This is a genomic window from Sphingomonas sp. (genome assembly GCF_013812825.1).
In the GTDB taxonomy this organism is placed as follows: Bacteria; Pseudomonadota; Alphaproteobacteria; order Sphingomonadales; family Sphingomonadaceae; genus Sphingomicrobium.
Window position 1 is genome coordinate 1 of record NZ_JACCSU010000029.1, and the last position, 20,995, is coordinate 20,995.

Genomic DNA, 20,995 nt, shown 5'->3' on the forward strand with positions numbered 1-20,995 from the left:
GCCTGGACTCGCCGCTCATCGGCGTCGGCGAGCGCCTGGGCGGCCGCCCTGACCCTCCGCTCGGCTTGTTCGCGGGCATTCGACTGCTCGCCGCCATCGCCCAACGCTTCGAGCTGTTCGGCCAGGCGCGCGCGCTCCTGCTCGGTGCGCGCGAACTGCGCCTGCGCGGCCTCGAGCGCCGCCTCGGCGACTCGGCGCTCGGCGCGCATTGCCGCCTGGCGGGCGAGCAATTCGGCGAGCGCCGTCTCGGCGTCGCGCGACAGGGCTTCCAGCTGGCCGAGCGCTGCGGCAATCCGCGCCGCGATCGACTCCGCATCGACCAGCCGCCGTTCGATGATCCCGCGCTCCTCTTCGAGCTGCGCGATCGCCCGCTCGGCGTCGCACTGCAGCGCTTCCTCGCGGGCAATGTCGGCGGCGAGCGATGAATCCAGCCGCTCGAGCTCGTCGAGGCGGCGAATGGCGGTATCGCGCCGCGCCCGAGCCGACGCCAATCGGTGAGCGAGATTGAGCGCCGAGTCCCGCGCCTCGCCAAGCTCGCTGCGCCGCTCGGCGAGCAGAGCCGCCGCCTGCTGCTGCTTGAACTGCGCTTCGGCCACCACTTGGTGGAGGCTCGTCACTTGCTCGCCGGCAGCCTTTGCCTCTTCGCTGGCGCTCTCGGCGGCGCGATCGGCCTCGACCCAGCGCGCGTGCACCAGGCGCGCCTCGACGCTTCGGATCTTGTCGCTCAACTGGCGGTAGCGCTCGGCCGCCCGGGCCTGCCGACGAAGCGCCCCGGCGCGGGCGTCCTGCTCGGCGAGGATTTCGGCCAGCCGGGCAAGATTAGCCTCGGTCGCTCGGAGTTTCTGCTCGGCGTCCTTGCGGCGGGCGTGCAGGCCGGCGATCCCGGCCGCTTCCTCGAGCATCTGGCGGCGCTCGGTCGGCTTGGCGGCAATCACCGAGCCGATCCGCCCCTGGCTGACCAGCGCCGGCGAATGCGCTCCGGTCGCCGCATCGGCGAACAGCAGAGCGACGTCCTTGGCGCGGACGTCGCGCCCGTCGATCCGGTACGCGGAGCCGGCCCCCCGCTCGATTCGGCGGGTGACCTCGCTTTCCTCGCCGCCGCGGCCATCATCGCTGCGGTCGCGCTCGACGAGGATCGAGACTTCGGCGAAGTCGCGCGGCGGGCGAGTAGCGGTGCCGGCGAAGATCACGTCTTCCATTCCGCCGCCGCGCAGCGACTTCGGACTGCCCTCGCCCATCGCCCAGCGAATCGCCTCGAGGAGGTTCGACTTGCCGCAACCGTTGGGGCCGACGATCCCGGTCAGCCCAGGCTCGACCCGCAGCTCGGACGGCTCGACGAAGCTCTTGAAGCCGCTGAGCTTCAGCCGCCGGATCTTCAAGGCCGCGCTCCCCGCTGCTTCCGCCTAGTCGCCGAGCGCGTCGCGGAGCTTGGGCTCAAGTTGCGCCCATGTGCCGCCGTCCTCGACCATCTTGCCGTTGATGGTGAACGTCGGAGTGCCCGGGAAATCCGGATACTGGTTCGTCGCGTCGGTGGTCATCTGGACCAGCTTGTCGATTTCGGCCTGGTTGGAAAGGCATTGCTGCTGGCGCGCCGACGGCACGCCGCGCTGAGCGGCCCAAGACTGCAGCCCAGCGAGCTGAGCATAACCCTGGGCGGACTGAGACAGCGCCTGCTGTTGCTCCGCGGGAGCGGCCTGCGCCCGCTCAAAAAACTCCCGCTGGCTGGTGAACATCGCGTCCGTCAGCGGGAAAAAGCGCTGTGGGCCGCCGCAACGGGCGATCAGCGCCAATGCCATATCCAGGCCATCACGCACGTAGTTGCGGAGCTCGAAACTGGCGCGGCCGCTCTTCACATATTTGTCGACCAGCGGCTTGACCCCGGTTTCGGCGAACTCGGCGCAATGCGGACAGGTCATCGACGCATATTCAACTAGCTTCACGGCCGCGTCGGGATTGCCCATCATGTACCCGCCGGCAGGCGTCTGGGTGACGACTTGCGCCCAGTCCCCGCCCTGCGGCGGAGCGACGGCCTCGACCTTGGCGGCGGGGCGGTTCGAATCCGAGCCTTTGTCGCCGTTGCACGCGGCGCTTGCAAAGACCGCTGCGGCGGCGATGAGAAGATGAGTGCGCTTCATCAGATCATTCACTCCGGATGATGACTGGGACGGGATTGTCTTCGGGCGTCTCGATCGACGGCGGACCCTGGCTCGAATCCAGCCTGGCGGCGAGCGATTCAAGGCAGGCGCGGAGCTCGGGATCGGCGATCTGGCGAAGTCCCTCGCCAAGCTCCTTGGGCACTGCCCGAAGCTCGGGCCGCTTGACCGGCTCCGGGGGCGCGGCCGGCCGGCCCTGGCGGAACACCAGGCGGTTGACGGCCTCATAACCGAAAAAGCGGTTGACCCGCTCGATGATCAGCGGCGTCAGATGCTGCATCAAAGGCGCATGCGCGCCTTCGACCAGCAGGGTCAGGACGCCGCCCGACTTGCGCCCCGCGGGGAAACGGATCGATTCCGGCGATGAGACTTTCGCGTAGCGTTCGCCGACGATCTCGCCCCAGCGGCTGACGACCGCGCCCTGGACGAAGCCGAAGCGCTTGAACGCCATGCCGCCGATCTTGCCGACGATGTCGCCGGCAGCGCGCGCCCGGCCGCTCCGGGGAGCGTCGGAATCCTTGGTCGTTGGTCGGCGGGGCTTCGACATTTGCGGCGACCATGCCATAGCCGGAGCGTGCCCGCCAATGCCGCAAATCGAGTGATCCACCATTATCTTGGCCACGCCCGCGAATTGCCCTGGCGAGCGCTCCCCGGGGAGCCGAGGGCGGACCCCTATCGGGTGTGGCTGAGCGAAGTGATGCTGCAGCAAACCACCGTCTCCACGGTCGCTCCGCGCTTCGAGCGCTTCGTTGCCCGCTGGCCGACCGTCGACGCGCTGGCCGCGGCCGGCGACGCGGACGTCCTCTGCGAATGGGCGGGGCTCGGATATTACGCCCGGGCCCGCAATTTGATCGTCTGCGCGCGCGAAGTCGCGGCCCGCGGCGGCTTTCCGTCGAGCGAAGCCGACCTTCGAGCGCTTCCCGGCATCGGCGACTACAGCGCCGCGGCGATTGCAGCGATTGCATTCGGCCGCGCCGCGGCGGTCGTCGACACCAATGTCGCGCGAGTGGTCGCCCGGCTGCACGGACTCAAGCAGCCAAGCCGAAGCGACATCCGCGCCCTCGTCGAAACGATGACCCCGCCGGATCAGGCCGGAGATTTCGCTCAGGCGATGATGGACCTCGGCGCAACCATCTGCCGGCCGCGGGCTCCGGAATGCCCGGTCTGCCCGCTTCGAGAGGACTGCGCGGCCCGCGCCAGTGGGAGCCCCGAGGAGTTTCCGGAGCCGAGGGTGAAGCGGGCGAGACCGACGCGGCACGGGATCGCCCGGTGGATCGAGCGCGACGGCGCATTGTGGCTCGTGCGCCGACCGCCGAGAGGAATGCTCGGCGCCATGGCGGCGCTGCCCGGCAGCGACTGGACGGACCTGGTGCAGCCCCTGCCCTCGCCGCCGCTGGCCCATGTCCGCCATGTCTTCAGCCACTTCGCCCTCGAACTGGCCGTGGTCAGCGGCGGCGAAGCGCCCGACGACGGCTGGTGGCAGCCACTCGACCGCCTCGGCGAGGTGGGCCTGCCAACTCTCTACAGGCGGGCGGCGGAGCTCGTTCTGGCCCGCTCCGAAGACCGCCGCGCAGCCTGACCGGCGAGCGCTTGAAGAAGCCCGGACTCCTGCCTAAAGGGCAGGCCACTCCACGACATTCGTCGGCCTTGCCTGACGTCCGTAAGCCCGAGCGGGGATCTGAATGAACGACCGTTTCACGACCATCTCCGGCTGGGTGCTGTTTGCGGGGATCATCGCGCTCGGCTCGTCGCTCCTGGCCGGCGAAGTGTTCCACGCCGAGCGGCCGGAAGTTTTGGGCTATCCGATCGAAGGCGTCGTTGTTGAAGGCGGCGATGCAACCGCCCCCAAGCCGATCGCTTTCTACCTCGCCGGCGCCGACGCGGCCGCGGGCGAGCAGGTCTTCAAGAAATGCGCCGCCTGCCACAACGCCGAGCCCGGCGGAGCTCATATGCTTGGCCCGGCGCTGCACGGAGTGATGGGCAATCCGATCGCCGGCCAACCGGGCTACGCCTTCTCGCCCGCACTCAAGGAGAAGGGCGGCACCTGGGACTGGGAAACGATGAGCGAGTGGCTCGCGAACCCAAAGAAATTCGCTCCCGGCACCAAGATGACCTTCGCCGGACTGAGCAAGCCCGAGGACCGCGCGAACGTCATGGCCTTCCTCAATTCGCGGGACAATTCGCCGCTGCCGGTCCCGCCGCCACCGGCCGAGGCCGCCGATGACGCGGCCGCCAACAAGCCCGGCACCGGCACCGGTGATGGCCCGCAGACCGGCGAGAAGGAGCCGGTGCTCGATGAGCAGCAGGCGGGAACCAATCCCAAGAATGTCGGCGGCTCGGGAGCACCGAAGGTGAGCGGCCCGTCGGGGGTCGACAAGAATTAGCAGCCGGCGAAGCGGCCCGAAGCGATGAGCAACGCCGCGCGCGCCTGACGACTATTCGGGTGGCCCGGTCCGAACCCGCTCGGGAGCCGGGTGCTCCTCGTAATAGCGAGTGACATAGTCCCAGGCTTCGCCGGCATCCTCGCACCAGTGGAAGATGTCGAGGTCGTGGGGCGCGATCACGCCCTCGTCGACCAGCGCCTGGAAGTCGACCACCTTGGACCAGAACTCGCGGCCGAACAGCAGAATCGGCAGCGGTCGTACCTTGCCGGTCTGGATCAGGGTCAGGAGCTCGAACATCTCGTCGAACGTGCCGAAACCGCCGGGAAATACCGCGACCGCACGTGCGCGGAGCAGGAAGTGCATCTTCCTCAGCGCGAAATAATGGAACTGGAAACTCAGTTCCGGGGTCACGTAGCGGTTGGGCAATTGCTCGTGGGGGAGGACGATGTTGAAGCCGATCGTCTCGCGCCCCTCGTCGACGGCGCCGCGGTTGGCCGCTTCCATGATCGCCGGTCCGCCGCCCGAGCAGACGACGAAATTGCGCCAGCCGTCGGCGTCGGGCGGAGTCCGGCTGGCGAGCCGGGCGAGATCGTAGGCAACGTCGTAGTAACGCGACTTGGCCTTGAGCCGCTCGGCGACCGCGCGCTGCTGGTCGTCGGTCGCGGCCGCGACCAGCGCGTCGGCCATGTCGGGAGCCGGGATTCGCGCCGACCCGTAGAACACCAGCATCGAGCGGATTTTCGCCTCGTCGAGCAGCAGCTCGGGTTTCAGCAGCTCGAGCTGGAAGCGGACCGGGCGGAGGTCGGGCCGAAGCAGGAAGTCGGTATCCTGGAAAGCGAGCTTGTAGGCGTCGCTTTCGGTCTGCGGACTGGACGGCACATGCTTGGCGGATTGCGCATCGACCTTGGAGGTCGGGAAAATGCGCTCGGGTGGGACAGCTTCGGTCATTGCCCAGCGTCTAGCCGAGCCGCGCACATTCCCCAACAGCCCCGCCGCAAGCCATTCAGGCCGCTGGTTTTCAGTACACCCGAGCCTTGGGCTCGATGTACGCGATGTCGTCGGTGAGCGTGAACTCGTGGACCGGGCGGTAGTCGACTCGAACGCTCCCGCCCCTGCCGCCCCAGCCTTCGAACCAGGCGACCGTGTGCTTCATCCAGTTCTCGTCGTCGCGCTCGGGGTAGTCCTCGCGCATGTGGGCGCCGCGGCTTTCCTTTCGGTTGGCCGCGCAATGCATGGTCACCACCGCCTGGGCGAGGAGATTGTCGAGCTCGAGAGTCTCGACCAGGTCGCTGTTCCAGACGAGGCTACGGTCGGTGACGTGGACATCGGCCATGCGGGCGAACACCTGGTCGATCCTTGCCATGCCCCCGGCGAGCGTCGCTTCGGTTCGGAACACCGAGCAATCGGCCTGCATGGTACGCTGCATCTGCTCGCGGATCGCCGCGGTCGGGCTGCCGCTGTCGGCATTGCGGAAGCGGTCGAGGCGTTCGAGCGACAGCTCGCCGGCCTCCTTGGGCAGCCGATCGCGAAGCGCTCCGGGCTTGATCACCTCGCCGAGCCGGTGGCCCGCGGCGCGGCCGAACACGACCAGGTCGATCAGGCTGTTCGAGCCCAGCCGGTTGGCGCCGTGGACGCTGACGCAGGCCGCCTCCCCGACCGCGAACAGGCCCGGGACGATCGCCTCGGGATTGCCGTCCCGAAGGGTGACGACCTCGCCGTGATAATTGGTCGGGATCCCGCCCATGTTGTAGTGGACGGTCGGCACCACCGGGATTGGCTGGCGGGTCAGATCGACCCCGGCGAAGGTCATCGCCGTCTCAGTGATCCCCGGCAGCCGCAACGCGAGCACCTTCGCATCGATATGATCGAGGTGGAGGAAGATATGGTCCTTGTGCTCGCCGACGCCGCGACCCTCGCGGATCTCCATCGCCATCGAGCGTGAGACGACGTCGCGCGACGCGAGGTCCTTGGCCGACGGAGCGTAGCGCTCCATGAAACGCTCGCCCTCGCTGTTGGTGAGATAGCCGCCTTCGCCGCGAGCGCCTTCGGTAATCAATACCCCGACGCCGTAGACGCCGGTCGGGTGGAACTGGACGAACTCCATGTCCTGCAGCGGAAGCCCGGCTCGGAGCACCATCGCGTTGCCGTCGCCGGTGCAGGTATGCGCGGACGTGGCGGAGAAATAGCAGCGGCCGTAGCCGCCGGTCGCGAGCACCACCGCCTGCGCGCTGAAGCGATGCACCGAGCCGTCGTCGAGGCACAGAGCGACGACTCCGCGGCATTCGGGCGCATTGGCGCCATTGTCCATGATCAGGTCGAGCGCGAAATATTCGATGAAGAAGTCGGCGTCGTATTTGAGGCTCTGCTGGTAGAGCGTGTGGAGCATCGCATGGCCGGTTCGGTCCGCTGCGGCGCAGGTGCGCTGAGCGGCCGGGCCCTCACCCATGTTCTGGGTCATTCCGCCAAACGCGCGCTGGTAGATGCGGCCGTCCGCGGTGCGGCTGAACGGCAGCCCGGCATGCTCGAGCTCGTAGACCGCGGCCGGCGCCTCGCGGCACAGATATTCGATCGCGTCCTGGTCGCCGAGCCAGTCGGAGCCCTTGACCGTATCGTACATGTGCCAGGTCCAGTGGTCCGGCCCCATGTTGCCGAGACTGGCGGCGATCCCGCCCTGCGCTGCGACCGTGTGGCTGCGGGTCGGGAAGACCTTGGTGACGCAGGCGGTCTTCAGGCCCCTCTCGGCCGCGCCCATTGTCGCCCGAAGACCCGCCCCGCCGGCGCCGACCACGACCACGTCATAGACATGGTCGATGACCTGGTACTTGCTCAAGCCGCTCCCCCGAACGCGATTCGGCCGAGCGCGAACAAAGCGAGTGACGCGCCGCCGACGGCGAGAAACAACAGCAGGGTGTTGAGCGCGAAGCGATTGCCCTCATCGTGCACATAATCGTCGACGATCACCTTCATCCCGTCGAGAGCGTGGACGAAGGAGGCGATCACGAACAGCGCCATCGGCACGGCTCCGGTCGGTGTTGCAAGCCATTCGGCGAGCGTGCGCTGGTCGAGCGAGGGCAGGAAGAACAAGGATGCGATCAGCCAGGACTCGAGCAGCAGCAGCGCGGCGCTGGTTACCCGTTCGGCAAGCCAATGCTCGCCGCCCTCGCGCGCAGATCCGAGACCGCGGACCTTGCCCAATGGTGTCGTGCTTTCGCCGACGCTCACAGCAGGCCTCCCAGCACCGGCACCCAGATGGCGAGGGTCAGCACCAGCGAGCCGACCAGCGTCAACACCGCGAACCGCTTGTTGGTGTCGAGCTCGAACGCAGCGCCGGTGTCCATCACCAGATGGCGGACGCCCGACAACAGATGCTGGAAAAACGCCCAGGTCAGTCCGACGAGAACCACCAGGCCGACCGGATGCGTCACAGCCTTGGTGAAATCGGCATAAGCGTCGGCGCCGGCGGCGATCGCCATCAGCCACCAGGTCAGAACCGCGAGCCCCGCCACGGCGAGCGCTCCGCCGGTCATTCGGTGGAGGATCGAGACCAGCATATGCGGCCCCCAGCGCCAGACGGTCAGATGAGGCGACATTGGCCGCGAGGAGGGCCGGGAATGTTCGGTGGCCATTGGGCGGGGCCTTTCTGAGCTCGGCTTGACCGGCCGGCAAACGGGGCGCGCCGGCCGAGGACCGCTTAGGGCTCCGCCCGCAGCGAGGCAAGAATGCTGCTCGCCTAACCCGGTCTTAACCATTTCAGGGGCACAACGCGGGCTCGATCAAAGTTTGGCGCCAAGTGAATGACGGAGACCCACGAATGAGCGGCGACATTGGACATCTGCAGCGGCTGACCAACGAGCAGGTGGCGGCGCGCATCGCCTCCTACGGCGACGACGGCCGCTTCGAGGCTTCGCTGCGCCAACTGTGGGACGATGCCGGACCGGTCATCGAGGCCGCTGCGCGCACCCACTTCGGCGACGATGTCGGATGCCTGGGCGCCAGGTATTTCACCCAGCCGGTCGACGAAGCATGGGTCCGCTCGGTCGCCGACCAGGGCCTGAAAATGTTCGCGGCCAAGCGCAGCGTTCCGGAGTTCACCGTCGCCCGCGCCCGCATGGTCCGCGACGTGGTTCGCGGGTTCGACGACTGCTTCGCCGGCCGCGCCGACGGCCGCATCGCGGCGATCGACACTTTCCACCGCATGATGAGCTTCAGCCTCGACATCATCCTCGCCCAGATCGCGCTGCTCGAGGCCAACGAAGCCGCCGACCAGCGCGGCCGCCAGAGCGAGCAGTTCGAGCGCCGCGTCGCCGACCTCGTCCGCGCCAGCACCGAGCAGTCGAAGGCGCTGACCGACCGCACCCGCGCAACCGCCGCTTCGGCCCGCGGGATGCTCGGCAAGACCAGCGAAGTCGCCGCTGCCGCCGAGCAGTCGGCGGTGGCGATGCGCGAGGCCGCGCAGACCGCCGCCGGACTGATCCGAGCGATCGAGGACGCGCGCACCGAGGTCGAGACCGCTGCAGACGTGGCGATTCGCGCCGGCGGGCAGGCCGAGCAAGCGGTCAAGGTGAGCCAGGCGCTGTCGAGCCACGTCGAAGCGATCGAATCGATCCTCAGCCTGATCCGCGACATCGCCGGCCAGACCAACTTGCTCGCCCTCAACGCGACCATCGAGGCGGCCCGCGCGGGCGATGCCGGCCGCGGCTTCGCGGTCGTTGCCCAGGAAGTGAAGAGCCTCGCCTCGCAGACCGCTCGGGCGACCGACGACATTACCAACAAGATCACCGCGATCCAGCAGGCGACCCGCCAGACCGTCGAGGCCAACAGCTCGATCCAGGGCACGGTCGAAGAGGTGCAGACCTCCGCCGACCGGATCCGCGAAGCGATGGAGCTTCAGGCGCAGACGGTGACCATGATCACCGCCGCCGTCGACGAAACCGCGCTTGCCGCCGATTCAATGAGCTCGACGATCGCCGCCATCCGCTCCGACACCGAGAATGTCGCCAAGGACATCGACGAGGTGGAGCACGGCTTCGGCCGCTTCAGCGAGCAGATCTCGGACTTCAAGTCGACGACCAAGGAGTTCGTCAGCGGCATCGCCGCCTGATCTTTCCCCGGCCGCGGAGCGCGGCTAGTCGGGGCGAATGAACATTCTTGTCACCGGAGCGAGCCGCGGCATCGGCGCGGCCGCGTACCACCTCCTCCGCTCGACCGGCCACGAAGTTATTGGTCATTCGACTCGCGGCACCGACGAGCTGGTCGCGGGCGATCTCGCCGATCCGGAGGCTCCGCGGTCGTTGTGGGGGTCCGCGCTGAAACGATTCGGCGGCCAAGTCGACGCGCTTGTCAATAACGCCGGGATCTACGAGGCAGTCGCCGACGATGCTCCAGACGAGGAATGGCACTCCGCCTGGGAGCGCACCCTCACCATCAACCTCCAGGCAGCGGCCGACCTCAGCCGGTATGCGATCGGCCACTTCCGCGACCGCGGAGGCGGCGGCAGGATCGTCAACGTCGCCAGCCGCGCAGCCTACCGCGGCGATTCGCCGCAGCACTGGCATTATGCGGCCTCGAAGGCGGCGCTGATCGCCATGACCAAGACCATCGCCCGCGGCTATGCGGCCGAGCAGATCCTCGCATTCGCGGTCTGCCCCGGGTTCACCGTGTCCGAAATGACCGACGAATATCTGGCCGGCCGCGGCGGCGCGCAGATCGTCGCCGACATTCCGCTGGGCCGAGTCGCGACGACCGACGAGGTCGCCGAGGCCATTCGCTGGCTGGCGGTCGCTGCGCCGGCGTCGGCGACCGGCACGGTGGTCGATGTCAACGGTGCCAGCTACGTCCGATGAGCTGGCGGGCGACCCTGCCGTGCACGCGCGTCCAGGCGGAATCGCTGCCCGACCCTCATGAGCTGATGCCGATGGGGGACTCGCAGCCGGTGCTGGTCGCCGACGAGCCGGACCCCGACCGGCCCAATGAATGGCTGCTGCACGCTTATTTCGACAAGCAACCGTCGGCGGAGGTGCTGGAAGCGCTCGCGCGCCTGGGATGCGGCGCGGCCAAGGTCGAGCAGCTCGGCGAGGACGACTGGGTGGAGATGAGCCAGTCCGGGCTGCAGCCGATCCGGGCCGGCCGCTTTGTCGTCCATACTCCGACCCACCGCGGCGCCGCTCCGACCGGCAGCACGGCCTTCGAGATCGACGCCAGCCTCGCCTTCGGCACCGGCCAGCATGCGACCACCTCGGGCTGCCTCGAGGCGCTCGACAAGCTTGAGAGCGACGGGCGCCATTTCGCCAACATCGCCGACGTCGGCACCGGTACCGGCCTGCTTGCATTCGCCGCGCTGGCGCTGTGGCCCGCAGCGCGCTGCATCGCGACCGACATCGATTCCGTCGCGATCGAAGTTGCGCGCGACAACGCGGCGATCAACGGCATCAAGCTCGGGCACGGAACCGGCGAACTGCTGCTGGCCGTCGCGGACGGCATGGAATCGCCGCTGGTCGCCGCGCGCGCGCCCTTCGACCTGATCATCGGCAACATTCTCGCCGGCCCGTTGATCGAGCTCGCGCCCGACTTCGCCGGAGCGCTGTTGGATGAAGGCACCGTCATCCTCGCCGGGCTGCTCGACACCCAGGCGGACGCGGTCATCCGCGCCTATGACGAGTGCGGCTTCAGCCTCGCTGACCGCCGTCCTGGGGAATGGCCGGTGCTGACCCTGGCGAAGGCTCGCTCGAAACTCCCAACTGGCTCATCATGAACGCGTAATATTCTGCGATCGAACGGTAACGCCGGAAGCGCCCTGACTTGCCGCCATGGCCGGCTTCCATGTTGACCCGAAACAGCAGCGGGTTGCGGTCGGTCTTGGTTGCCCGCAGGCGAGCGACATATTTCGCCGGCTCATAGTACTGCACCTGGCTGTCCCACAGCCCGGTGCCAACGAACATCGCAGGATAAGCCTGTGGGCGGATCTGATCGTACGGCGAATAGGAGAGCATATAATCGTAGAACTGCCGCTCAGCGGGATTTCCCCATTCGTCATACTCGTTGGTGGTAAGCGGAATCGACGCATCGAGCATGGTCGTCACCACATCGACGAACGGCACGTGCGAGATGATCACGCGATAGTCTTGCGGAGCCATATTCGCGACCGCGCCCACCAGCAGGCCCCCGGCGCTTCCGCCCTGCGCCGCTACCCGGTTCTTCGCGGCATAGCCCTGGCTGGTCAGGAAGCGCGTCGCGTCGATGAAGTCGGTGAAACTGTTTTTCTTGTTCAGCAGGCGTCCCTGGTCGTACCAGGCGCGGCCCATTTCCTGTCCGCCGCGGATATGCGCGATCGCATAGACCATGCCGCGGTCGAGTAGGCTCGGGATTTGCGGCTGCCACGCCGGGTCGGTCGAGTAGCCGTAGCTGCCGTAGCCATATTGGAGCATCGCCGCGGTTCCATCGCGCGTGAAGCCCTTGCGATAGACAAGCGACACCGGCACCTTGGTGCCGTCGCGCGCGGGCGCCCACACCCGCTCGGTCACATAGTTGGCCGGATCATAATTCGGTGACGGGGTGCGTTTGAGGATCGTGCGGACGCCGGTCCGCGAATCCACTTCGTAGGTAATCTTGGGAGTCGTCAGCGAGTCATAGGTGTAGCGGAGCTTTGTGCTTGCGACTTCGAGATTGTCGCCGAGGCTCATCGTGTAGGCGGGCTCCTCAGAACTGACGAGGCTGCTTGCGCCGCTGTTGGCGAGCAGCCGCAGGCGCTTGTTGCCGGCGGCGCGCTCCTCGATGCCGATGAAGCTGTTGAACGGCTGGAAACCCTCGATGAACACCTTGGGATCGTGCGGGACGAGGTCTGCCCAGGCGCTCCGGCCGCCGGCGTTCGCCGAGTCCCCTACCGTCATCAGCCGGTAATTGGGCGCGTTCCAATTGGTGCGGATCACCCAACGGTTGCCGACATGGTCGGCGGTGTAGAGGAAGTCGCGCTCACGCGGCGCCAGCACCGTGAACTCCCTGGGCCTGGAAGCACTCGTGCAGCGCTGCTCGTTGCTGACCGTGCCGCCGAGGAAAATGCAGATGAACTTGTCGTCGCTGGTGCGGCCGATGCCCATGTAGAAGCTGTCGTCTTTTTCTTCGTAGATCAGGCGATCGGCCGAAGCGGCGGTTCCAAGCACGTGTGCCTTCACCCGCTTGCTGAGCAGGGTCACCGGATCCTTTTCGACGTAATAGATGGTGCGATTGTCGTCCGCCCAGACGAGGTTCGGTTCGACGTTCTCGACGGTGTCGGGAAGGACCCTGCCGGTCGCGAGCTCCTTGACCTTCATCTTGTATTGCCGGCGGCCAACAAGGTCCTCGGCATAAGCGAGCAGGCGGTTGTCCTGGCTGACGGCCTAGTCGCTGATGGCGAAGAAGCCGTGCCCCTTGGCCATCGCCGGCTGATCGAGCATCACCTGCTCGCGCGCCTTCATGCTGCCCTTGCGGCGAGCGACCACCGGATAGTCGCCGCCGACCTCGTAGCGCGTGTAATAATAATACCCACGCTCGCGCACCGGGACGCTGGAATCGTCCTGCTTGATGCGGCCGACAATCTCCGAATACAGCTTGTCCTCGAGCGGCTTCAGCGGCGCCAGGACCGCGTCCGCATAGGCGTTTTCGGCACTGAGATAGGCGAGCATCTCCGGCTGCTTTCGAGCGTCGTCGCGCAGCCAATAATATTCGTCGTTGCGCTCGACCGGGCCTTTGACGGTGAACGGCTTCTTCGCGACCACCGGCGGTGTGGGCGCCGTCGGCGGCGCAGCTTGGGCGTGCAGCAGCGCTGGAGCGGCGGCAAGCACCAGCAGAATCATCAATCGTTTCATGATCCCTCCCGGGAACTCCAAAAATGTCCTCGCATGGCAATAGGGCTGTTCAGCAAGGTCAGCCAGCCTCGGCGACGATCCTCGCCCATTCGTCTTCGCCGATCACTGGAACTTTGAGCTCGGCGGCCTTCTTGAGCTTCGAGCCGGCGCCCGGGCCGGCGACGACCAGGTCGGTCTTCGCGCTGACCGAGCCGGCGGCGCGCGCTCCAAGTCGTTCGGCCTGGGCTTTAGCTTCGTCGCGGCTCATTGTCTCGAGGCTGCCGGTGAAGACGATGGTCTTGCCGCTCCATTCGGTCTGGCGGGCCTGCGAGACGAACGGCTGCGGCCGGACCTTGCTCAGCAGATCGTCGAGCACCTCGCGGTTGTGGGGTTCGTGGAAGAAGTCGACGAGAGCCTCGGCAACGACCGGGCCGACGCCCTCGACACAGGATAGCTCGGCCTGCGCACTGTCGCCGGTCGCCGCGTTTCGCAATGCCTCGACGGTGCCGAACGCGCGCATCAAATCCTTGGCCGTGACGATGCCCACATGGCGAATCCCGAGCGCGAACAGAAACCGCGCCGGGTCCGGCTCGCGCCGGGCCTCGATCGAGGCGAGGAGGTTGTCGACCGATTTCTCCTTCCATCCTTCGCGCTGGAGAAGCTCGGCGCGGTGCCGGTGAAGGCGGAAAATGTCGGCCGGCGATTGCAGCCAGCCCAGCTCGGCGAACTCGACGATCGTCTTCTCGCCAAGTCCGTCGATGTCGAGCGCTCCACGGCTGACGAAATGCTTCAAGCGCTCGATGCGCTGCGCGGGGCAGACGAGGCCGCCCGTACAGCGGACGTCGACCTCGCCCTCGGTCGAAACCGCCTCGCTGCCGCACTCGGGACAATGGTCGGGGAACAGGTAAGCCGGTCGCTTTTCCTTCGCGGTCAGATTCTCGATTACCTGCGGGATGACGTCGCCGGCGCGCTGGATCCGAATCCGGTCGCCGACCCTGAGCCCGAGCCGAGCGATCTCGTCGCGGTTGTGCAGGGTGACGTTGGCGACGATCACTCCGCCGACGCCAACTGGCTTCAGCCGACCGACCGGGGTCATCTTGCCGGTGCGGCCGACCTGGATGTCGATCGCCTCGAGCGTCGTCTCGGCTTTCTCGGCCGGGAATTTGTGCGCCAGCCCCCAGCGCGGCGCCCGCGCCACTTGGCCCAGCCGTTCCTGCCAGTCGAGGCGGTCGACCTTGTAGACAACTCCGTCGATGTCATACGGCAGGTCGGCGCGGCACGTTTCGATCGCCGCATAATGATCGAGCATTTCGTCGAACCCGCAGCAGCGCTTGAACAAGTCGCTGACCGGCAATCCCAGTCGGGCGATGGCCTGCATCGCTTCCAGCTGGGTCGCGGCCAGCGGCGCCGACAGCTCGCCCCAGCCGTGGGCGAGGAAGCGCAACGGGCGCGCCGCGGTGACGCCCGGATCCTTCTGGCGAAGCGAGCCCGCCGCGGCGTTGCGCGGGTTGGCGAAGATCTTGCCGCCCGCCGCTTGCTGCCGCTCGTTCAACGCCGCGAAATCCACCTTCGACATGTAAACCTCGCCGCGCAGCTCGAGCACGTCGGGAGCGCCGGCGATGCGCTGCGGGATGTCGCCGATGGTGCGCGCGTTGGCCGTCACGTCCTCGCCGACCGACCCGTCGCCGCGCGTTGCGGCAAGGACCAGCTCGCCTCCCTCGTAGCGCAGCGAGCAGGACAAGCCGTCGATCTTGGGCTCGGCGGTCACCGCCACTTGTTCGTCCGGCGACAGCGACAGGAAGCGGCGAATTCGAGCGACGAACTCGGCGACTGCTTCCGCCGAGAAGGCGTTTTCGAGGCTGAGCATCGGGCGTGCGTGGGCAACCTTGGCCAGGGCCGAGGTCGGCGCCGCCCCGAGCCGCCTCGAAGGCGAGTCGGCTCGGACCAGCTTGGGAAACTGCGCTTCGAGTGCGGCATTCTCGCGCACCAGCGCGTCATAATCCGAGTCGCTGATCTCCGGCTCGTCCTGGTCGTGATACAGGCGGTCGTGGCGGGCAATCGCCTCCGCCAGCCACGCCAGCCGCTCCGCCGCCTCGGCTTGGGTCAGTCCGGCCGCCATTTCAGCCGAACAATTCCTCGAGGAAGCTGATCAGCGAGGTCCACGACCGCTCGGCGGCGAGCTCGTTGTAGACGACGCCCGGCACCGCGCCCCTCGCGCCCGGGTTGGTGAAGCCGTGGGCGACATGGCCGAAGGCGTGGATCTGCCAGTCGGCCCCCGCCTCGGTCAGCTCCTGGCCGAGCGCGACGAGGGCCTCGGGCGGGGCCATCGGATCGTCCCAGCCGTGGAAGGCGAGCACCTTGGCCTTGATCGGCTGCGGCGGCAGGCCCGGCGGGTCGAGGAGGCCGTGGAAGCTGGCGACGCCGGCGATGTCGGCGCCGCTGCGCGCGAGGTCGAGCGCGCACTGGCCGCCGAAGCAATAGCCGATGGCGACGATCCGGTCGGCTTCGACGGCCTCGAGCTCGGTGACGGTTTCGAGGACGGCACGAAGCCTGTCGCGAAGGCTCGAGCGGTCATCGCGCAGCCGTTTCAATTCTTTCATCATGACGTCGCGCGGCGCGCCGCGGAATTGCTTGCCGAACAGGTCGGCGACGAAGCCGGTGTAACCCAAATGGACGAGCTGCCGAGCGAAGCCGAGCTCGAGGTCGGACACGCCCATCACGGTGGGGAACAGGATCACGCCCGGTCGGCGAGCGCTGTCGCGGCGCGCCACCAGCACGCCCTCCAGTTCTTCGTCGCCGAACCGAAGCCCGACCGGCGTCTCGCGCGTCATGGGAGCTCCTTAGCCATCTCGGCGAGCTTGGCGACACTGTTCATGTTGCGGCTCGTTCCCGTCGCGGTGGCCGGGATGCGCAGCTTCGAGCGGCCGAGCAAGGTGCCGCGATAATCGGTGTAGATCTCGCGCTTGCCGAGCGCGAGCCGCTCGCCATCGAGCCCCTTGGCCGCGTCGAGCGCGTCCCTGGGCGGCGCATCGGGCAGGAAGGTGACCAACACTCGCCGGCCGGGCGCGTCCTTGAACGGATTGGCCTTGACGACCGCGGCCAGCTCAGCGGCGGTACGGACCATCACCGCGACGGGCTTGCCCATATGCTCGGCCAGGCGTTTCTCGAGCGCAGCCCGGACCGCCGCTTCGCTCTTGCCGCTGGTGAAGACGAGGTTGCCGCTGGCGATGAACGTTCGTGGGCTTGCGAAACCGAGGTCCTCGGCGATGCTTTTCAACTCGGCCATCGGCAGCTTGGACGTCCCGCCGACATTCACCGCGCGGAGCAGCGCGACGTAAGCCGTCACGCCGCCTCCAGCAGCCGGGCGGCCTGGGCGCGGGCCTCGTCGGTGACCAGCGCGCCCGACAGCATCCGGGCGATCTCCTCGCGCCGCTCGGATTCGTCGAGGCGGCGGACCAGCGTGCGGGCGCCCTCGGACCCGTGCGCTTTCTCGATCCGGTAATGGTGCGCGGCGCGCGCCGCGACCTGCGGCGAGTGAGTGACGACCAGCACCTGCGAATCCCGCGCGAGCCGGGCAAGGCGCTCGCCGATCGCGCTCGCCACCGCTCCGCCGACGCCGCGGTCGATCTCGTCGAAGATCATCGTCGAGGCGGTCCCGGCCTCGGCCAGCGCGACCTTGAGGGCGAGAATGAAGCGCGACAGCTCGCCGCCGCTGGCGATGCGGGTCAGCGGGCCGAACGGAGCGCCGGGGTTGGTCGAGACCTCGAATTCGACTCGATCGGTGCCCGACGGGCCGGCCTCGGTTGGTGCAATCGCGGTTCGGAAGCGCGCGGAATCGAGCTTCAATGGGGCGAGCTCCCCCGCCACCGCTGCGTCCAGAGCCTTGGCTCCCGCCTGCCGCGCCGAGCTCAGGGCTTCGGCCGCTTGCGAATAGGCCGCGCGTGCCGCGAGCAGCTCGGAATCGAGCCGGGCGATGCGCTCGCCGCCTTGCTCGATCAGCGCCAGCTGGCCGCGCATCTGCTCGCCGAGCGCATTCAGAGCGTCGGCCTCGACCCGGTGCTTGCGGGCGAGTGCGCGGATCTCGAACAGCCGCGCTTCGACCGCTTCCAGCCGCGCCGGATCGAACGCCAGCGCATCGGCCGCGCGGGCGATCCGGTCCTCGCCCTCGCAGGCCTCGATCAGCGCCCGGTCGAGCGACGCCAGCGCTTCGGCGAGCAGCGGATGGTCGGCGGCGCCACGCTCGATCCGCCGGGCCGCCAGCCGCAGTTTCGCCAAGGCGCCGTCCGAGCCGCCGAGCAGTTCGTCGAGGCCGCTCAGCGCTTCCCCCGCCTTGGCCCCGGCCTGCATCGCCGATCGCTCTTCGGCCAGCCTGGTTTCTTCGCCAGCTTGGGGGGCCAGCACCTCGATCTCCGCCGACGCATGGCTCAGCCAGTCGCGGTCGCGCTCGGATTCGGCGGCGTCGGCCCGCGCTTGGCCGAGCTCGCGCTCGATCCGGGTGACCTCGGCCCAGGCGGCGGCGACCCGGCCGGTGTCGATCCTGCGGAACGCATCGAGCAATTGCCGGTGGCCCTTGGGGTTGAGCAGGCCGCGGTCGTCATGCTGGCCGTGGACCTCGATGCTGACCGCGGCGATATCGCGCAGCACCGCGGCCGAGACCGGAGTCCCGCCGGCGAACGCCCGGCTGCCGCCGTCGGCTTTCAGCGTCCGCCGAAGCAGCAGCGGCTCGCCGGCCTCGGTTTCAACACCGAGCTCGACGAGCAAAGCGTGGACCGAATGCCCGCTCGGCATGTCCAGCTCGGCTGAGACCGACGCCGTATCGCGGCCGTGGCGAACGAGGCCGGCGTCGGCGCGCAGGCCGAGCGCCAGCCCCAATGCGTCGAGCAGGATCGACTTGCCGGCGCCGGTCTCGCCGGTGAGGACTCCAAGGCCAGGTTCGAACTCGAGCTCGAGCCGGTCGACCAGAACGACGTCCCGGATGGCGAGCTGCCTCAGCACGGCTTCGACCCACCCGCCATGTTTGTCAGCTGCGCCGGGTCTGGCCCCGCGGCTCTTTGTAGTAAATCAGCCGGTAGGCGCGGTGGTACCAGACGCTGTCCGGATAATTGGCGCCGAGGACGACCGCGGCTTTCCGAGCCTCGACCGGGATCCCGAGCGCCAGGTAGGATTCGACCAGCCGGTGGAGCGCTTCGGGCGTGTGGCTGGTGGTCTGGTACTTCTCGATCACGGTGCGGAACCGGTTGGTCGCGGCGAGCCAGTTGCCGGACCGCTGGTAGAAGCGCCCGATCTCCATCTCCTTGCCGGCGAGATGGTCGTTGATCAGGTCGAGCTTGACCCGAGCGTCGGCGGCGTAGCGGCTCTCGGGATAGCGGCGAACGAGCTCACCGAAGGCGTCGGCCGCCTGCTGGGTGATGCGCTGGTCGCGGGTTACGTCCTCCATCTGCTGATAATGGCTCATCGCCACCAGATAGTGGGCGTAGGGCGCTTCCCTGTTGCCGGGATGGATGGTGAGGAAGCGCCGGGCCGAGCTGATCGCCTCGGGATATTTGCGCGCCAGATAGTAGCTGAAGGCGCTCATCAGCTGGGCTCGCCGCGCCCACACCGAATAGGGGTGCTGGCGCTCGACCTCGTCGAAGAGCTTGGCCGACTCCTCGTACTGGCCCTGGTCCATGCGCTGCTTGGCGAGCGCATAGAGCGTGTTGACGTCGCGGGCGATATAGGCGGTGTCGGCGGCGGACTTGTTGCGGGCGCAGCCGGCGATGGGAAGGACGAGCGCGCAGGCGATCAGCGCCGCAGCGCTACGATGGAATGTGGACATGGCAACCTCATTAGCGTGGCCCCCGGCGAAGGCCAAGCGGCGAGATGGCAAGCCGGCGATGAACCCCGAATGTCTCTTGGCGAAATCTCGCAGGAAGCCCCCTAGCCACCGCTCCCAGGGGAGTAGGCCTGCGGTCAGCCCCCGGAACGCCGATCGCAAATCAGGCGCGGCGTCCTAGCGCGCCGCGAGCTCGTAATCCGCGGCTCCATCGAGGTCGTAGACGTCGTCGGTGAAGGTCAGCCGAGCGCCATCCGACCGGACCGTCAGATAGGTGAGGAACACCGGGACGCCCTGAGCGAGCTGGACGTGCTGCTCGGGCGCCGACGAGGGCGCCACCGGGGAGCGGCCGAGCAGCCAGCGGGCGAAACGCGGCGCGTCCTCGAGCCGGACGCAGCCGTTGCTCAAGGTCCGCTTGCTGGCGTTGAACAGCTCCTTCTGCGGCGTGTCGTGGAGGTAGATGCCGACCGGGTTGGCGAAGGAGAATTTGAAATCGCCCATGGAATTGGCCGGACCGGGCTTCTGGCGCACCCGGATTCGCTCGCGGCCCGCCGCCACGGCCTTCCAGTCGATCTTCTCCGGCGCCAGGCGCGGCGCATTGTCAGCCCAGTTGAGGACGACCTCATAGCCGCGCGCCTGCAAGTAGGACGTGCCCTGGTTCAGAACGTTGGGAGCGATCAGGCTCCGGACCAGATCGTCCGGCACGTTCCAGTAGGGATTGAAGGTCGCAAAGTGGATCATGCTGGCGATCATCGGCGTCTTCTGCTCGCGCTTGCCGACGATCACTTTCATCGAATCGCGCACCTGCCCGTCCTCGAACATGAAAAGCTGCTGCGAGGCGACGTCGACGACGACGTACCGGCCGCTCGACGGGAAGGCGCGGGCCCGCTCGAGGTTGGCCATCACCCGGCGGTCGAGAACGCCGCCGGTCATCTGCGCCAGGTTCCAGGCCGCGTCGCGAAGCTGGGCATAGACCGGATTGACGTCGGAGACGGAGCGCACATGGCTGACGAGATGAGGGGCGGACGCGGTTTCCCTGAGGATTGCGTCGACCGCGGTCGGACGGGCGATTTCGTCGGTCCCGTAGAGCACTCCGCGCGACGGGGAGCGGACCGCCTGGACGTAGCGCACCCACGCGGTCGACAGCAGGCGATCGGCGTGGAGCATCGCCGGCGGGCCGCCAAATTGCGCATTGCGGATCGCCTGCTGGAGGCCGGCGGCAAGTCGCGGCCCCTCGGCGAAGCCGTCGACCGTGGAGCGGTGAAGGATCGACAGGAACTGGGTCGCGGCGTCGCTGCGCGGCCCCGCCCGGAACCAGATCGGGGTGTTGCCGCGGTTCTCGTAGAACCGGATCACGGCGCCGGATGCCGGCACCGGCGGCGGGGTCAGCGCGGGCTGCCAGGGCGCCGGCTGCAACGGCGCCGGCTGCGCCCATGGCGTCCACTGCGCCGAAGCCGGCGCCGCAACGACCGCAGCCGCTAGAGCGACGGCAGCCAGGCCGGCGTGCGTTGACAGCAAGTTGGGACGAAACGGCACTGGCATCTCCTAAAACTGCCGGAACCCTGGTCGATAACAGCTTACCGTGAGATGAATCCGGAAACTGCCCACCCGAAAAGTACGACGGCCAGGGTCAGGGAAGCCGCCATCAGTGTCCAGCCGAGCGGCCGCAGCACCCGGCGCTCCCAGGCGGCCAGCGGCTTGTTCCGGCCCAGCCGGAGCATCACGAAACCGGCGAGGAAGCCGAACAGGAAGGCGGCGAAGGCTGGCCACATGAGGAGCGTCTAGCGCGGGAGGGCCGCTCGGGCATCGAATCTTCGGGTCCATGGC

20 protein-coding genes and 1 pseudogene are annotated in these 20,995 nt (G+C 67.9%); 5 read left to right on the forward strand and 16 right to left on the reverse strand.

Annotated features, from left to right (window positions below; translation table 11 throughout):
- From H0T81_RS03965 to H0T81_RS03975, 3 genes are all read right to left on the reverse strand, one after another.
- A partial coding sequence (locus tag H0T81_RS03965; protein WP_294010076.1) for an AAA family ATPase occupies window positions 1-1,379 on the reverse strand: 1,379 nt, incomplete at its 3' end.
- Between the two features lie 24 nt (window positions 1,380-1,403).
- Window positions 1,404-2,135 (reverse strand): thioredoxin domain-containing protein, encoded by a 732-nt coding sequence (locus H0T81_RS03970; protein WP_294010078.1) that lies wholly within the window; start codon window positions 2,133-2,135, stop codon window positions 1,404-1,406.
- A gap of 4 nt (window positions 2,136-2,139) precedes the next feature.
- The gene (locus H0T81_RS03975) at window positions 2,140-2,700 is read right to left on the reverse strand and encodes a DciA family protein (protein WP_294010080.1); all 561 of its coding nucleotides are present in this window, start codon (window positions 2,698-2,700) and stop codon (window positions 2,140-2,142) included.
- Between the two features lie 27 nt (window positions 2,701-2,727).
- On the opposite strand from H0T81_RS03975, the gene H0T81_RS03980 reads away from it, so the two are divergent.
- Both H0T81_RS03980 and H0T81_RS03985 read left to right on the forward strand, forming a co-directional pair.
- Window positions 2,728-3,732, forward strand: a complete 1,005-nt coding sequence (locus H0T81_RS03980) for an A/G-specific adenine glycosylase (RefSeq protein WP_294010082.1) — start codon at window positions 2,728-2,730, stop codon at window positions 3,730-3,732.
- A 103-nt stretch (window positions 3,733-3,835) separates the two neighbouring features.
- Window positions 3,836-4,537 carry a cytochrome c family protein gene (locus tag H0T81_RS03985; protein WP_294010084.1) on the forward strand — a complete coding sequence of 234 codons (702 nt, stop codon included), beginning with the start codon at window positions 3,836-3,838 and terminating at the stop codon, window positions 4,535-4,537.
- A 51-nt stretch (window positions 4,538-4,588) separates the two neighbouring features.
- Here H0T81_RS03985 and H0T81_RS03990 read toward each other — a convergent pair whose 3' ends face one another.
- From H0T81_RS03990 to sdhC, 4 genes are all read right to left on the reverse strand, one after another.
- Window positions 4,589-5,485 carry an LOG family protein gene (locus tag H0T81_RS03990; protein ID WP_294010086.1) on the reverse strand — a complete coding sequence of 299 codons (897 nt, stop codon included), beginning with the start codon at window positions 5,483-5,485 and terminating at the stop codon, window positions 4,589-4,591.
- 70 nt (window positions 5,486-5,555) lie between these two features.
- Window positions 5,556-7,367 (reverse strand): succinate dehydrogenase flavoprotein subunit, encoded by a 1,812-nt coding sequence (sdhA, locus tag H0T81_RS03995; RefSeq protein ID WP_294010087.1) that lies wholly within the window; start codon window positions 7,365-7,367, stop codon window positions 5,556-5,558.
- The gene (sdhD, locus tag H0T81_RS04000) at window positions 7,364-7,759 is read right to left on the reverse strand and encodes a succinate dehydrogenase, hydrophobic membrane anchor protein (protein ID WP_294010088.1); all 396 of its coding nucleotides are present in this window, start codon (window positions 7,757-7,759) and stop codon (window positions 7,364-7,366) included. Before sdhD ends, sdhA begins: the two co-directional genes overlap by 4 nt.
- Complete coding sequence (sdhC, locus tag H0T81_RS04005; protein ID WP_294010090.1) at window positions 7,756-8,127, reverse strand: succinate dehydrogenase, cytochrome b556 subunit; 372 nt, start codon at window positions 8,125-8,127, stop codon at window positions 7,756-7,758. Before sdhC ends, sdhD begins: the two co-directional genes overlap by 4 nt.
- A gap of 221 nt (window positions 8,128-8,348) precedes the next feature.
- Between sdhC and H0T81_RS04010 the strand changes: the two genes are divergently transcribed.
- From H0T81_RS04010 to H0T81_RS04020, 3 genes are read left to right on the forward strand one after another with little or no spacing between them, the layout of a single operon-like run.
- Window positions 8,349-9,638, forward strand: a complete 1,290-nt coding sequence (locus H0T81_RS04010) for a methyl-accepting chemotaxis protein (RefSeq protein WP_294010092.1) — start codon at window positions 8,349-8,351, stop codon at window positions 9,636-9,638.
- 37 nt (window positions 9,639-9,675) lie between these two features.
- Entirely contained in the window at window positions 9,676-10,380 is a 705-nt protein-coding gene (locus tag H0T81_RS04015; protein ID WP_294010093.1) for an SDR family oxidoreductase, read from the forward strand.
- Window positions 10,377-11,288, forward strand: coding sequence for a 50S ribosomal protein L11 methyltransferase (locus H0T81_RS04020; protein ID WP_294010095.1), 912 nt, complete (start codon window positions 10,377-10,379; stop codon window positions 11,286-11,288). Before H0T81_RS04015 ends, H0T81_RS04020 begins: the two co-directional genes overlap by 4 nt.
- On the opposite strand, the gene H0T81_RS04025 is transcribed toward H0T81_RS04020, so the two are convergent.
- The 9 genes and pseudogenes from H0T81_RS04025 to H0T81_RS04065 all read right to left on the reverse strand — a co-directional run bounded on the left by H0T81_RS04025 (window position 11,203) and on the right by H0T81_RS04065 (window position 20,940).
- Complete coding sequence (locus H0T81_RS04025) at window positions 11,203-11,961, reverse strand: prolyl oligopeptidase family serine peptidase (RefSeq protein ID WP_366474084.1); 759 nt, start codon at window positions 11,959-11,961, stop codon at window positions 11,203-11,205. The two genes, H0T81_RS04020 and H0T81_RS04025, sit on opposite strands and share 86 nt — an antisense overlap.
- A 141-nt stretch (window positions 11,962-12,102) precedes the next feature.
- Window positions 12,103-13,377, reverse strand: a pseudogene (locus H0T81_RS04030) (S9 family peptidase); the annotation flags it as partial.
- A 58-nt stretch (window positions 13,378-13,435) separates the two neighbouring features.
- Window positions 13,436-15,475, reverse strand: a complete 2,040-nt coding sequence (gene ligA / locus H0T81_RS04035) for an NAD-dependent DNA ligase LigA (protein ID WP_294010097.1) — start codon at window positions 15,473-15,475, stop codon at window positions 13,436-13,438.
- Window position 15,476: 1 nt separating this feature from the next.
- Window positions 15,477-16,187, reverse strand: a complete 711-nt coding sequence (locus H0T81_RS04040; RefSeq protein ID WP_294010098.1) for a dienelactone hydrolase family protein — start codon at window positions 16,185-16,187, stop codon at window positions 15,477-15,479.
- Window positions 16,184-16,702, reverse strand: coding sequence for a DUF1697 domain-containing protein (locus tag H0T81_RS04045; RefSeq protein ID WP_294010099.1), 519 nt, complete (start codon window positions 16,700-16,702; stop codon window positions 16,184-16,186). Before H0T81_RS04045 ends, H0T81_RS04040 begins: the two co-directional genes overlap by 4 nt.
- Window positions 16,699-18,351 carry a DNA repair protein RecN gene (gene recN, locus H0T81_RS04050; protein ID WP_294010101.1) on the reverse strand — a complete coding sequence of 551 codons (1,653 nt, stop codon included), beginning with the start codon at window positions 18,349-18,351 and terminating at the stop codon, window positions 16,699-16,701. Before recN ends, H0T81_RS04045 begins: the two co-directional genes overlap by 4 nt.
- Window positions 18,352-18,376: 25 nt before the next feature.
- Window positions 18,377-19,171, reverse strand: coding sequence for an outer membrane protein assembly factor BamD (locus tag H0T81_RS04055; protein ID WP_294010102.1), 795 nt, complete (start codon window positions 19,169-19,171; stop codon window positions 18,377-18,379).
- 174 nt (window positions 19,172-19,345) lie between these two features.
- Window positions 19,346-20,686: a L,D-transpeptidase family protein gene (locus H0T81_RS04060; protein WP_294010103.1), complete on the reverse strand. Its 1,341-nt coding sequence runs from the start codon at window positions 20,684-20,686 to the stop codon at window positions 19,346-19,348.
- 59 nt (window positions 20,687-20,745) lie between these two features.
- Complete coding sequence (locus H0T81_RS04065) at window positions 20,746-20,940, reverse strand: hypothetical protein (RefSeq protein WP_294010105.1); 195 nt, start codon at window positions 20,938-20,940, stop codon at window positions 20,746-20,748.
- Window positions 20,941-20,995 lie beyond the last annotated feature (55 nt).